The 12049-nt window shown below is 70.8% G+C and carries 10 protein-coding genes; 6 read left to right on the top strand and 4 right to left on the bottom strand.

The genetic code is table 11. The annotated features are described in order from the left end of the window. Positions 1 to 94: 94 nt before the first annotated feature. Positions 95 to 400: a hypothetical protein gene (locus OG599_RS33310; RefSeq protein ID WP_327179694.1), complete on the bottom strand. Its 306-nt coding sequence runs from the start codon at positions 398 to 400 to the stop codon at positions 95 to 97. Positions 401 to 431: 31 nt separating this feature from the next. Here OG599_RS33310 and OG599_RS33305 point away from each other — a divergent pair, with 31 nt between their 5' ends. Beyond that, positions 432 to 1118, top strand: a complete 687-nt coding sequence (locus OG599_RS33305) for a ScbR family autoregulator-binding transcription factor (protein WP_327179693.1) — start codon at positions 432 to 434, stop codon at positions 1116 to 1118. A 24-nt stretch (positions 1119 to 1142) separates the two neighbouring features. On the opposite strand, the gene OG599_RS33300 is transcribed toward OG599_RS33305, so the two are convergent. Then, a complete protein-coding gene (locus tag OG599_RS33300) occupies positions 1143 to 1769 on the bottom strand; it encodes a class I SAM-dependent methyltransferase (protein WP_327179692.1) in 627 nt (208 codons plus the stop codon). Positions 1770 to 2052: 283 nt separating this feature from the next. Here OG599_RS33300 and OG599_RS33295 point away from each other — a divergent pair, with 283 nt between their 5' ends. Next, positions 2053 to 2733, top strand: coding sequence for an AroM family protein (locus tag OG599_RS33295; RefSeq protein WP_327179691.1), 681 nt, complete (start codon positions 2053 to 2055; stop codon positions 2731 to 2733). Between the two features lie 13 nt (positions 2734 to 2746). Here the strand turns inward: OG599_RS33295 and OG599_RS33290 are convergent, their stop codons facing one another. Next, on the bottom strand, positions 2747 to 3529 hold the full coding sequence (locus tag OG599_RS33290) for an IclR family transcriptional regulator (protein WP_327179690.1): 783 nt from the start codon (positions 3527 to 3529) through the stop codon (positions 2747 to 2749). Positions 3530 to 3780: 251 nt separating this feature from the next. Between OG599_RS33290 and OG599_RS33285 the strand changes: the two genes are divergently transcribed. Together OG599_RS33285 and OG599_RS33280 are read left to right on the top strand one after the other, a co-directional pair. After that, complete coding sequence (locus OG599_RS33285; RefSeq protein WP_327179689.1) at positions 3781 to 5457, top strand: OPT/YSL family transporter; 1677 nt, start codon at positions 3781 to 3783, stop codon at positions 5455 to 5457. A 56-nt stretch (positions 5458 to 5513) separates the two neighbouring features. After that, the gene (locus OG599_RS33280) at positions 5514 to 6578 is read left to right on the top strand and encodes an S-methyl thiohydantoin desulfurase domain-containing protein (RefSeq protein ID WP_327179688.1); all 1065 of its coding nucleotides are present in this window, start codon (positions 5514 to 5516) and stop codon (positions 6576 to 6578) included. Positions 6579 to 6677: 99 nt separating this feature from the next. On the opposite strand, the gene OG599_RS33275 is transcribed toward OG599_RS33280, so the two are convergent. Next, positions 6678 to 9545, bottom strand: coding sequence for a M4 family metallopeptidase (locus tag OG599_RS33275; RefSeq protein WP_327179687.1), 2868 nt, complete (start codon positions 9543 to 9545; stop codon positions 6678 to 6680). 409 nt (positions 9546 to 9954) lie between these two features. Between OG599_RS33275 and OG599_RS33270 the strand changes: the two genes are divergently transcribed. Beyond that, complete coding sequence (locus OG599_RS33270) at positions 9955 to 10962, top strand: helix-turn-helix transcriptional regulator (protein WP_327179686.1); 1008 nt, start codon at positions 9955 to 9957, stop codon at positions 10960 to 10962. A gap of 120 nt (positions 10963 to 11082) precedes the next feature. Then, entirely contained in the window at positions 11083 to 12030 is a 948-nt protein-coding gene (locus OG599_RS33265; protein ID WP_327179685.1) for a helix-turn-helix domain-containing protein, read from the top strand. Positions 12031 to 12049: the final 19 nt, after the last annotated feature.

Here is a 12049-nt window from a genome sequence, read left to right as displayed (position 1 = left end):
CGCCTCCCGGGCACACCACGGCGGACGGATTTCCGCCCTGTCCGAGGTGATCCCAGAAACATCGTAGGGACTACGTTAATTTTCGGGCCGCGCGTCACGCAATCACTACTTCGAGTGTTTGACAGCCGATCAGAGACGGCGAGAGCACCTGGAAGCGCACCGCGCCGAGCCATCGACAGAGCTCCAGCCGCGCCCTCAACCACGCCTGAAACAGGCCGGGTTGAGCGGAACAGAAATGCACGGACGGAGTGACGCGCAGGAGCGCACCCGCCGGCCCGGCTGCGAACCGGTTTGCGAATTCATCAATGCCGCCCACGCGCGGGCACAGTCGAAGAATAATAAAATCTCCGCGCGTCGAATCCTCCGGCACCGGGGCCAGGCGCAGCTCCGCGCCCTGCACAATCAGACAGACGAGCGAGAATGGAACATCCGTGCAAGACCGAGCGCAAGCAACCAGGAAAGTGCTCCTGGAATCCGCAGCACACCTCTTTGTCGAACAGGGATACGCGGGCACCAGCATCAACGAGGTCGGTGACCGCTCCGGCCGGACCAGCGGAGCGATCTACTTCCACTACTCCAGCAAGGAGAAGCTGGCCCTCGCGGTCGTCCGGGCGCAGTTCGCCAGCTGGCCACAGCTGAACGCCCGGTACACCGCTCCGGGCATCCCCCCGCTGGAGAAGCTGGTCGCCCTCAGCTTCGATGTCGCCCAGACCCTGCGCGAGGACGTCATAGCCCGCGCCGGCGCCCGTCTGTGGAACGAGCGCCGCAGCATCGACGCGGCCGTGCCCGCACCGTTCGCCGGCTGGACCGCCGCCGTGACGCGGCTGCTCGCCGAGGCGCGGGCGAGAGGCGAACTCGCCGGGGGAATCGACCCGTCGGGCACGGCCACCACCCTCGTGTGCTCCTTCTTCGGGCTCTACACCCTGACGGACGAGGTGGCGGGCGAGCGGGAGCTGGGCGCCCGGCTGAACCAGTGGTGGCTGCTGGTCCTGGGCGCGTTGCAGGCCCGGCCCGATCCGGCGGCCCTGCTCGCGCGGGTACGCTCGCGCCTCGCCGTGAACGGCGTCCGCATGCCGGCGAGGACACGCCGACGGGAGCCGTCGGACACCGCCCCGTGACCTGATTGCCGGAACGGCGCGGACTCACATGGCGGGAAGAGAGTGCACGCTGACGGCGTATCCGCAGCCCGGGACATAGGCGTCGCCGCTCCACGTGGCCCAGCGCTGCCGCAGGACCAGACCGGCCTCGGCACACCAGTGGTCGAACTCCTCGATGGTCAGCGGCGGTTCCGGCAGGGGCAGGTGCGCCGCGTCCAGTCCCATTCCCGTCACCAGCAGGCCGCCGGGACGCAGCGCGGCGGCCAGCTGCCGGACGACGGCCTGTTCGGTTCCGGAGGCCAGCAGGGGGATGACATTGCCGGCGGCGAGCACCAGGTCGAAGCCCGGGTTCAGCCCGAGGGCGCTCAGACGGGCCAGGTCGGCGAGGAGCCACTCCTGCGAAGGGGCGTCGCGGCGGGCGACGGCGAGCATCGAGGGATCGACGTCCACGCCGGTGCAGTGATGGCCCAGTTCGGCGAGCCGGATCGCGATCCGCCCTGTGCCGCAGCCCGCGTCGAGCACACGGGCCGCCGGCTTCAGCAGTGCGTCGCAGAAGGCGGCCTCGCCGTGGATGTCGTGGCCCGATTCGGCGAGCCGCGCGAAACGCCGGGCGTACTCCTCTCCGGCCTGTCCGCCGGTCAGTTCCGCCCAGCGGTCTTGTTGCCCAGTCATGTTCGGGTGCGCCTTCCGGTCAGCCCGTCCGGCGGAGCGCGGACGGCGTCACCGCGAATTCTCGCAGTGCCCCGAGGAACGCCGCAGACATCCGACGCCCGGCGAACCGGACACGCACCCCGGGCCGGGCGGACCTGGTGCCCGGCACGTGAACGGTCCTCGTCGCGGTGACCGGCAAGAAAACGGTTCTCTCCGGATCGGGCCTACCGCACACCACCGCATGCGGCTAACGTTTTCCGGAACCCATGTCCATAATCCGGAACTCCCGGGAGAACGAGGCATCATGCGCACCTTGACGTTCCTCACCATCGGTCAGGCACCACGCCCGGACCTGTCCGGCGCCATCGAGGCGCATCTGCCGCCGGCGACGCGGGTGCGGCACGCCGGAGTGCTCGACGGCCTGACCCGGGCGGACGTCGAAGCGCGCTTCGCGCCGGTGGACGGCGGGGCGACGCTGCTGAGCAGGCTGGCCGACGGTGGCCCGGTGACGCTGGACGCCGCGGCCGTCGGGACGGGTCTGCAGACCCGCGTGGACCAGGTGGAGACGGAGGGCGCCGATGTCGTGGTGCTGTTGTGCACCGGCGTGTTCCCCGGTCTCCGGACCCGCCGGGCGCGGCTCGTCGAGCCGGACGCGCTGGTGACGGGGTACGTGTCCACGGTACTGCGGGGCAGTCAGGTCGGGATGGTCGTGCCGCTGCCCGAGCAGGTGCCCGAGGCCCGCGAGAAGTGGCGGGCCGTCACTCCGGCGCCGCTGTTCGCCACGGCCTCGCCGTACGCCGACGACATTTCGGCGCTGCGCTCGGCGGCTCTCGCCCACCTGGAAGCGGGCGCGAGCGCGCTGATGCTCGACTGCATGGGCTACGGGGACCGGCACCACCGGGCGCTCCGTGCGGCCGGGGTCACGGTGCCGGTCCTCACACCGGGTGCGGTGGTGGGTGCGGCCCTCGGACCGCTGCTGAGCTGACCGGCACTCCCGCTCAGCGGGTGGCGCCGCTCTCCGCGTAGCGCAGCCAGTACGGGTCGCCGATGCGCTTGCCGACGCGCAGGGCGGCGTCCCGTACGGCCCGGCCGAAGCGCGCCTCGTTCTCGTCGCGCAGTTCGGGGGCGGGCAGCGCGATCCCTATGCCGAAGACCTGGCCCGTGTCGCCGTCGAGGACGGCGGCGGAGATCCCGGCGACGTTGGGCACGTACTCGCCGCGCGAGGACTCCCAGCCGTCGGCACGCACGCGGGCCAGACAGGAGACCAGCTCACCGGGGGTACGGGGGGCGGTGCCCGTGCTCTGTTCGAGGCGGGGGTCCAGGAGCCGGAGCACCCGCGCGTCGTCGAGGCGGGAGAGCAGGGCGCGGCCCATGGAGCTGGCGTAGGCGGGCGCCCTGGTACCCGCCGGCGTGTACGCCTGGAGGGCGCCGACCGTACCGATCCGCATGTGGAGTACGAGCGACTCGGCGCCGTCGAGCACGTCGACGTACCCGGTGTATCCGATGTCGGCGACCAGCCTGGCCAGCTCCTCCTCCAGGAGGGAGGCGGTGCTGCGCGAGACCCGGAAGTGGTAGGAGGCCTCCATGACGAGCTCACCGGGGCGGTAGGCGCGGCTCATCGGGTCGCGGTCGAGGAAGCCGTACTCGGCCATCATGCTCAGCGTCCTCGACACCGAGCTCTTGGGCAGGTCCAGCGCCCCTGCGACATCCGTCACGGTCAGGTCGCGCTGCAGGCGCGCCATCAGGCGCAGGACGTCGCGCGCGTTGGCGAGTGTGCTCACCGGTTTTTCCGCCTCCCCCGAGCTCCCCCGAGTCGTGTCGTCCGATCGTAAGGGGCGCCGGACCGCACTCGTGACCGCCCCTCGTCCGCTGTCGCGGACTGCCCGCATGTCGAGAAATCCGGCTGCTCCCTTGACGGCTGACTGCGCCGTATGGATGATCCAGAGATCTACATATTAAGACCTGGTTCCAGATTATGGAACCTTTCGGTGGCCGAAACAGTCCGCCGCCCGATCAGGAGCACGGGAGAACCATGAGTACCGACGCCGCTCCCCAGGCCGTCACGGACACTTCGCACACCTCGGGTGATGCGCCCAGCGCCGGCGAGACCCGACGCCATCCGCGCGCCCTCGCGCCCGGCAACCTGATCCTCACCGTGGTGCTCAGCGTGTTCGGCGCCGTCGTGGGCGTGCAGCTGCTCGCCACGCTCGGCGTCACCCCCAGCACCTCGCTGATCGGGGCGCTGGCCGCGATGACGCTCGCCCGGGTGCCGCTCGTCTGGTTCCGTGGGTTCCGCTCGGTGCACGCCCAGAACCTGGCACAGACCAGCATCTCCTCGGCCACCTTCGGCGCCGCGAACAGCCTCTTCCTGCCGATCGGGATCCCGTTCCTCTTCGGGATGGACAACATGATCGTCCCGATGCTGATCGGGGTCTCCGCCGCGATGCTGGTCGACGCCTGGCTGCTCTACCGCATGTACGACACCCCCGCCTTCCCCGCCAAGAACCCCTGGCCGCCCGGGATCGCCGCCGCCGAGGCCATCAAGGCGGGCGACGAGGGCGGCCGTCGCGCCAAGGTGCTCGGCCTCGGGCTGCTCACCGGGATGGTCGGAGCCGCGTTCGCGCTGCCCATGTCGGCCTTCGGCGTGGCGCTCATCGGCGGGTTCGGCGCCATGGCCGCCTTCGGTGTCGGCCTGCTGTTCACCCAGTACGCCGACCCGCTGTTCGGCCTCGACCTCAACGCGATGTATCTGCCGCACGGGATGATGATCGGCGCCGGTCTGGTCGCCCTGGTCCAGGTCGGCCGCACCATCGTCAAGACCCGCCGGAGCGCGGCGGACGAGTCCCGGACCGCCCGCGCGGCCGCGACGGCCGACGCTCCGGAGGACACCACGGACGGCGCGAAGCGCCTGGGCCGCTCGATGCGCCTGGGCTTCGGCGCCTACCTGGTGATCTCCGTCCTGCTGGCGTTCGGCACGGGTGCCGCCACGCACATGAGCCCGGGCATGCTGATCGGCTTCCTCTTCTACGCCACGGTCGCCGCGTTCCTGCACGAACTGCTCGTCGGAATCGCCTCCATGCACTCCGGCTGGTTCCCCGCCTTCGCGATCGCCCTGATCACGCTGCTGCTGGGCATCCTCATCGGCTTCCCGCCCGAGGCGCTCGTCGTTCTGTCCGGCTTCACCGCCGCGACCGGTCCGGCCTTCGCCGACATGGGGTACGACCTCAAGGCGGGCCACCTGCTGCGCGGTGAGAACGCCGACCCGGCCTTCGAGCTGGAGGGCCGCCGCCAGCAGCTGATCGCCGCGATGATCGGCTTCGGCGTCGCCATCGTGGTCGTCGTCGTCTCCTACCGGATGTTCTTCGACAACGGGCAGACCGCCCCGATCGACGCCGCGTACGTCGCGGCGATCAAGGCGGGCCCGTCGGTGGAGACCGCCAAGCACCTCGCCCTGTGGGCGATCCCCGGCGCGCTCGTGCAGCTCGTCGGCGGGTCCAAGCGCCAGCTCGGCATCCTGCTCGCGACGGGCCTCCTGATCACCACGCCGATGGCCGGCTGGATGGTCGCCGCCGGCATCGCGGTCCGGATCCTCGCCCCGCGCGTGCTCGGGCCGAAGGCCAAGGAGGACCTCGACGTCTTCGCCGGCGGAGCCATCGCAGGTGACGCCCTCTACTCGTTCGGCAACGGCCTGTTCAAGGCCGCCAAGTAACCGGACACCCACTCGTCCTTTCGTACGTACCGCACAGAACCACCCTGGGAGACCCCGTGAAGCGACAGCTGACCCACGACGACATCCGCGCGGCCGTGTACGGCGGTGCCGTACTGGGCGGAGGCGGCGGCGGGTTCGTCGAGCGGGGCCTGCGCACCGCCGAGCTGGCCCTCCAGGTGGGCACGCCCGAGCTGTGGACCGCCGACGAGTTCCGGGCCGAGGACCTGACCGCGACCGTCGCCCTCGTCGGCGCCCCCGCCGCGCCCGACCCGCAGGTGCTGCCGACCCACCTGCTGCGCGCGCTGGAGCTGCTCCGCCGCGACCTGCCGGGCGAGCTCGTCGCGATCCACACCAACGAGAACGGCGCCGAGACCACGATCAACGGCTGGTTCCACTCGGCGATGACCGGCCTGCCCGTCATCGACCTGGCCTGCAACGGCCGTGCCCACCCGTCGAGCGTGATGGGCGCGATGGGCCTGCACCTGATGGACGACTACCGCTCCAGCCAGGGGTACGCGGGCGGCAAGCCGTACGCCTATGTCGAGGGCGCTGTCTCCGGACGTCTGGAGGCCACCTCGAACGTGGTCCGGCGCGCCTCCGTCGAGGCGGGCGGCTGGGTGGGCGTCGCCCGCAACCCGGTCGGCATCGGCTACGCGGTGAAGAACGGCGCTCCCGGCGCCATCGGCTTCGCCATCGAGCTCGGTCACCGTTTCCTGGCGGACGGCCCGGTCGGCGCCGCGCAGCACCTCGGCGGCGAGATCGTCGCGAAGGGCCGTGTGCGCGAGTACCGCTGCGAGCAGCGTGAGGGCCTGGACGTCGGGGTCGCCGTCCTCGACGACGCCGACGGCACCACGCTGCACTTCGTCAACGAGTACATGGCGCTCGACCTGGCCGGCGACCGCCGGGCCTCCTTCCCGGACCTGATCACCACGTTCGACGAGGCGGGGCAGCCGCTCGCCTCCGCCGACGTCGCGGTCGGCGAGCAGGTCAGCGTCCTGGTGGCCCCGGCCGCGAACCTGCTCCTCTCCACGACGATGTACATGCCCGAGGTGTACGCACCGGTGGAGTCGCTGCTCGGCGTCGCGTTCGCCCCGGAGGCGCGGGTGCTCGCCGACGCCTGAGCCGAGCGGCCGCACGGGATCTCTCCTGCGCGGCTCCCCGGCACGCACGACGGCCGGACCCCCCTCGGGTCCGGCCGTCGTGCGGTCAGTGGGTCCTGGTCAGCAGGATCCCGCCGGACGGTCCCGCTTCACGAGGTTCGTGTAGCCGGTGGTGCCGTCCAGCCACAGGACGCGCTGCCCCTCGTCGGCGATGGCGTAGGCCTGGTCGCCGCGGTTGCAGGAGACGCGCTGCACGCCGCCCTTGCCGTCCGGGGCCGCCTGGTACAGCTTCGGCAGCGTGTCGTTGGCCCACGTGGTGGCCGGCGGCAGCGTGGTGACGGTGACCGCGTCGTCCGAGGCGGTCAGCGTGTACGCGTACAGGGAGTCGTCGCCGCTTTCGGGGGTGATGGTGACGGGGTTCGAGCCGTCGAGGTCCGCGCGGCGCACCGCGGCCTGTCCGGTGTCGGTGGCGTCGTTGTCCTCGATCCAGTAGACGCCGTCGTCGGTGATGGCCGTCTGGCCGATGCTCACCGTGTTGGCGCTGTCGGCGACGGGCATCTCCGTCTTGGCGCCGGTCGCCGTGTCGAGGACCTCGACACCGAGCGTGAAGTTGCCGTACGCGTCGGGGGCCAGTCTCGCGTAGGCGATCTTGCCGTCCCCGACGGAGGGCAGCCCCGAGACGTTGTAGGGGCGGCCACCGTCGACCAGGGCGGCCGCTCCGGTCTTCATGTTGACGTACCGGACGTTCGTGACACCGAACTGCGGGTTGAACGCGGTGTAGGCGACGTAGTCGCCGTCCACGACGAGCCCGGAGACGTCGCTGCCGATGGCGTCGACCATCTTCGCGACGCCGCCCTTGACCGGCCGCGCCATGATCTTGATGCCGCTGCTGCTGTAGTCGGCCCAGACCACCGTCTTGCCGTCGGTGTCCGCGTAGACGTTGTAGTCGCCGTTGTTGGCGCTCATCAGCTGCGGAGTGCCCTGGCCTGAGGTGTTGCCCACCCACACCGAGTACGGCTCGCTGCCGTCCTCGTTGGAGCGGGAGACGGCGTACTTGCCGCCGCCGGCGCCGACGCCCGTGTTGTAGACGTTGACCTTGGACAGGATCGTGTCGGTGTCGACACCGAGCGCCTTCTCCCAGCCCGGCACGATGCCGTGCGCGTCGAAGGACCGCTTGACGATCTTCAGCTGGGCCTTGGTGACACCCAGTTCCTGCGCGGCGGCGATGACCGCGGCGCGGCCCTCGGTGAAGCCGTCGAGCGGCGTCATGTACGCGGACAGCGCGCGGTAGACGATCTTGTCGGCGAGGTCGCCGCCGAGGTCCTGGCGCATGTCCCACAGGGCGCCGGAGAAGATGGTGGAGTTGAGGTGCACGCCGCCGTTGTCACCGCGGTAGGTGACGCCGACGAAGTCCTTCGAGGTGGTGGCGCCGTCGTTGAGGTCACGCAGGGCGCACTCGCGCGGGCCGAGCGTGGTGCAGAGGTCCTCGCCCAGGAGGCCGGCGTCCGGGTCGTCCATGGAGACGTTGTTCGCCTCCAGGTCGATGGCGTTGCCGAAGTAGTCGGCGAGGGCCTCGTTCATGGCGCCGGACTGGCCCGCGTAGACGAGGTTCGCGGTGTTCTCGACGACGCCGTGGGTCATCTCGTGGCCGACGACGTCGGTGTCCGCGGAGAAGGTGCGGTAGTCGCCGCCTCCCTGGCCGTACACCATCTTGGTGCCGTCCCAGAAGGCGTTGTTGTACGGCTGGCCGTTCGCGACGACGCCGACCAGGGAGTAGATGAAGCCGTCCTTGCCGTCGAGGCTGTCCCGGCCGAAGTGGTTCTTGTAGTAGTCGTAGACCTTGCCCGCCGCCCAGTGGGCGTCCACCGCACCGGAGTTGGTGAAGTCCTCGCCGAGCTCGGGGGTCGTCGACTGGAAGGTCTTGATCCCGGTGGGCCAGGCACCGGACGCGGAGGCGACCTCGCGGCCTCGGGCGTCGTAGGTCGCCAGCATGGGGCCCACGTACGGGGAGTCGGCGGCCCGCTTGCTGTAGTCGATCATCTGGTAGATGCCCTTGGTGTCCTTGTACAGGTTCACCTCGGTCTTCTCGCCGTTGTAGCGGACGGCGGAACCCTTGACGACGAGCTGGTCGGCCGCTGCCGTGGACGCCTCGGGTGCCTCGCCGGTCGCCCCCGTGGCGGCGGTGCCGGTACCCGTGGCGCCGAACGTCTTGATGCCGCTGTACTGCAGCAGCGGGAAGCCGGAGTGCGCGTCGACGTACACCTCCTGCTTCACGGGCTGCCCGTCGACCGGGCTGACGCCGGTGACGGTGACGTGCCGGGTCAGCACGCCGGTGCCCTGCGGGAGGATCGTCAGGCCGTCGGTGGTGCCGCTCAGTCCGGCCTTGACGGGCCCCTCCCCCGCCGCGGTGCGCTTCAGCGGTGCCTGGCCCAGCTGCGAGACGACGGCGCCGACGGCACGGTCGATCGCGGTCTGCTCCGAGACCTTGGGGGCGACGGTGTCGAGCTTCAGGTCGGTGAAGTACTTCCCCGAGGTGCCGGTGACGTCACGCTTGCCGCTCTTCTTCTCCATACGGACGACGTACTCGCCGCCCAGGACCGGGACACCCTGGTACTTCTGCTGGAGGCGTACGGTCTCCCGGCCGCCCTCGCTCTGCGTGCTGACGGTCGACAGGTCCTTCGAGGAGGTGTCCGCTATGTGGTAGCGGCTCTGCTTCCCCTTGAGGTGGGTACGCGCGGCGTCGGCGGCGCTGCCGGTGGCAGGGACCTCCTCGTGCAGGCCGGCGACCAGGGCGGGCGTGTCGGTGTCGGCGCCGGAGGTCACCCCGCTCGCCGCGGCCGGGACATCGGCGGTGGCAGCGGCCGCGGCCGGTATGCCGGTCACCAGCAGCCCGGCAGCGGCGAGAAGCGCCGCCGTGCCCCGGCCGACGCCTGTGCTGCCGGGCGCTCTCGTCGGTCTGACCGCTCTCCTGCGTACTGAGCTCCGCACGGTGTTTCCCTCCAGTGGCACGAGTGTGTGAACCGCTTTCCGATGCGGCCATGCAAGTACCGGCACGGAGGATGAACAATGCGTTCCCTGTACACACTTGTGTGCGTGCCCACATGTGTGGCCGGAGCTGTCGGGCGAACCGGCGCATAACCAACCTGCCTGCTCCGGAACCGGGTTGGCGTGTAATGCCCGAGTAACGGCGACGGACTAGCGTCCGGGGTCCGTCGCCGTTCCCGGGAGAGCACCTCCGCGCATCGGCCCGGATCGTCGCACCGGGCTCTGCCTACGGGCCCTGCGGCGCCGGTCCGCGTGGCGGAGCCCTCGGCCCGCGCCTGCCCCCGCGCCGGACGGCACGACAAGCACGGCGGCCGCTCACGAGCGGCCGGTGAAGTCAGGATGTGATCAAGGCATGGAGCAGACACGGGATCTGTGGCGGTCCCTGGGCCTCGGAGACGACGAACTCGCCGTCTACGAGGTGCTGCTGGGGACAACACAGCACGAGGACCGGATGGAGCTCGCCCGGAGCCTCGACATGACGTCGCGTCGACTCGACGTGTCTTTGACCCAGTTGAAGATCTACGGATTCGTCCGCTCCAGCTCTGCCGACGGCTTGCTTCCCGTCGCGGTCAACCCCACCACCGCCATCCGCAACCAGATCCACCTGCGCCGCGCACAACTCCTAGACGCCTCCTCGGAACTGGAGGTGCTCACCGCTTCGGTCGACCGCCTGGCCGCCGAGGTGCTGGGCCGGGCGGCGCCGCCCCGGGGCGCGGGCATCGAGACGGTGAGGGGCCAACAGGCCATATCCGAAAGGGTGACCGCCCTTCTCACCTCCGCACAGACCGAGGTCAGCCTGCTCGACCGGCCGCCCTACGCCAGGAGCGCTCCGGACGGTGTGCCGACCCCGCTGGCGGTCGGCGATCTCGTCCGGCGTGGTGTGCGGGTGCGTGTGGTGGTGGACCGCACGGGCCTGGAATTCCCCGGGCGCGCTCGCGGTCTGGGCGAACTGGCGGAGCAGGGGGTGGAGATACGCGTGGCGCCGGATCTGCCGACCAAACTCATCACCGTGGACCGACAGGTCACCCTCCTCCCCCCGAACGATGTCGCCGACCCCTCCCAGGCGGCCGTGGTGGCCACCGACTCTCTCCTGAGCAACGCCCTGGTGCCCCTGTTCGAGGAGATCTGGGAACGCGCTCTGCCGATCGGGGCCGGTGGCACGGACGCGGTCACCGACGAGGACGCTGAGCTGCTGACGATGCTGGCCGCCGGGCTGAAGGACGAGGCCATCGCCAGACGTCTGGACCTGCATGTGCACACGGTGCGTCGCAGGATCAGCCGCCTGATGGCGAGTCTGAGCGCCGAGACCCGTTTCCAGGCGGGCATCCAAGCGGCGCGCAGGGGCCGTCTGAGCTCCTGATCCCGTGTACCGATGCGGTTACCGGGACGTCGGCCTCCGTCACGGGGCCCACGCGGCGACGTGCGGCGCTTGGGTTCCTGAGGTTCGGCACGTGGAAGAAGAGCGGAGGCGGGTGCTGCGATGGGCCTGGAGGATCTCGGACTCGAAGCGGACGAGAACGCCGTCTACGAGGTGTTGATAGAGCGTCCCTCGTCGGGATACGAAGAGCTGGCCGACGCGGTCGCGCTGTCGACGCGGCGGATCGGCGCCGCACTGCGCACCCTGGTGGACCGGGGGCTGGTCGTACGGGCGGCCGACGGCCCGCGCTGGACGGCGGCTCCGCCCGCCGTAGCGCTCGGCGCCGAACTCGCGGCCCAGCGCGAACGCCTTCACCGTGCCGAACTCACCGTCGCACGGTTCGCGGAGACCTACCGTCTGGCGACGGCCGATCCGACCCAGCGCGATCTCGTGGAGATCGTCGAGGGCACCGCCGCGATCCGCGCCCGCTACCTCCAGCTCCAGCTCTCCGCCCGCAGTTCCCTCGACATCTTCTCCGCGGGCGCGCCGGAGGCCGTCGTCCCGGCAGACAGCCAGGAGGTGACGGCCCTCTCCCGCGACGTGCGGGTGCGGGCCGTCATCGACCAGGGGTTCCTGGGCGAGGAGGGTGCGGCGGTCCACGTGGCGCAGTCCCTCGCCGACGGCGTCCACGTCCGTACTGTCGCCGAGGTCCCCTACAAGCTGATCCTCTGCGACCGGGCGGTGGCGATGCTGCCGCTGCGCGGAAGGGATGCCGGTGTCGACCCGGCCGTCGTGCTGCGCGGTGGACTCGCGCACGTGGCCCGGGAGCTGTTCGACCAGGTGTGGGAGCGTGCCCGTCCCTACGGAGAGGTGCCGCACGCGGACATCGACTCCGTCGACGCGCACATCCTGCGGCTGCTCTTCGCGGGCCTCACGGACACGGCCGTCGCCGGTCAGCTGGGAATGTCGGTGCGGACGGTGCAGCGCAGGCTCCAGGCGCTCATGACGAGGGCCGACGCGACCACGCGTCTCCAGCTGGGCTGGCACGCCAGGGACAGGGGCTGGGTGTGACGGAGGCGGGGCGGTCCGG

The organism is Streptomyces sp. NBC_01335 (assembly GCF_035953295.1).
Lineage (GTDB): Bacteria > Actinomycetota > Actinomycetes > Streptomycetales > Streptomycetaceae > Streptomyces.
Note: the sequence above shows the minus strand (reverse complement) of the source record. Positions and strands in the feature narration are given on the sequence as shown.

Bases quoted from the DNA above. Each gene is read 5' to 3' on its own strand.
- OG599_RS33300 (WP_327179692.1), bottom strand. From the start codon at position 1,769: ATGACTGGGCAACAAGACCGCTGGGCGGAACTGACCGGCGGACAGGCC.
- OG599_RS33295 (WP_327179691.1), top strand. From the start codon at position 2,053: ATGCGCACCTTGACGTTCCTCACCATCGGTCAGGCACCACGCCCGGAC.
- OG599_RS33285 (WP_327179689.1), top strand. From the start codon at position 3,781: ATGAGTACCGACGCCGCTCCCCAGGCCGTCACGGACACTTCGCACACC.
- OG599_RS33270 (WP_327179686.1), top strand. From the start codon at position 9,955: ATGGAGCAGACACGGGATCTGTGGCGGTCCCTGGGCCTCGGAGACGAC.
- OG599_RS33265 (WP_327179685.1), top strand. From the start codon at position 11,083: ATGGGCCTGGAGGATCTCGGACTCGAAGCGGACGAGAACGCCGTCTAC.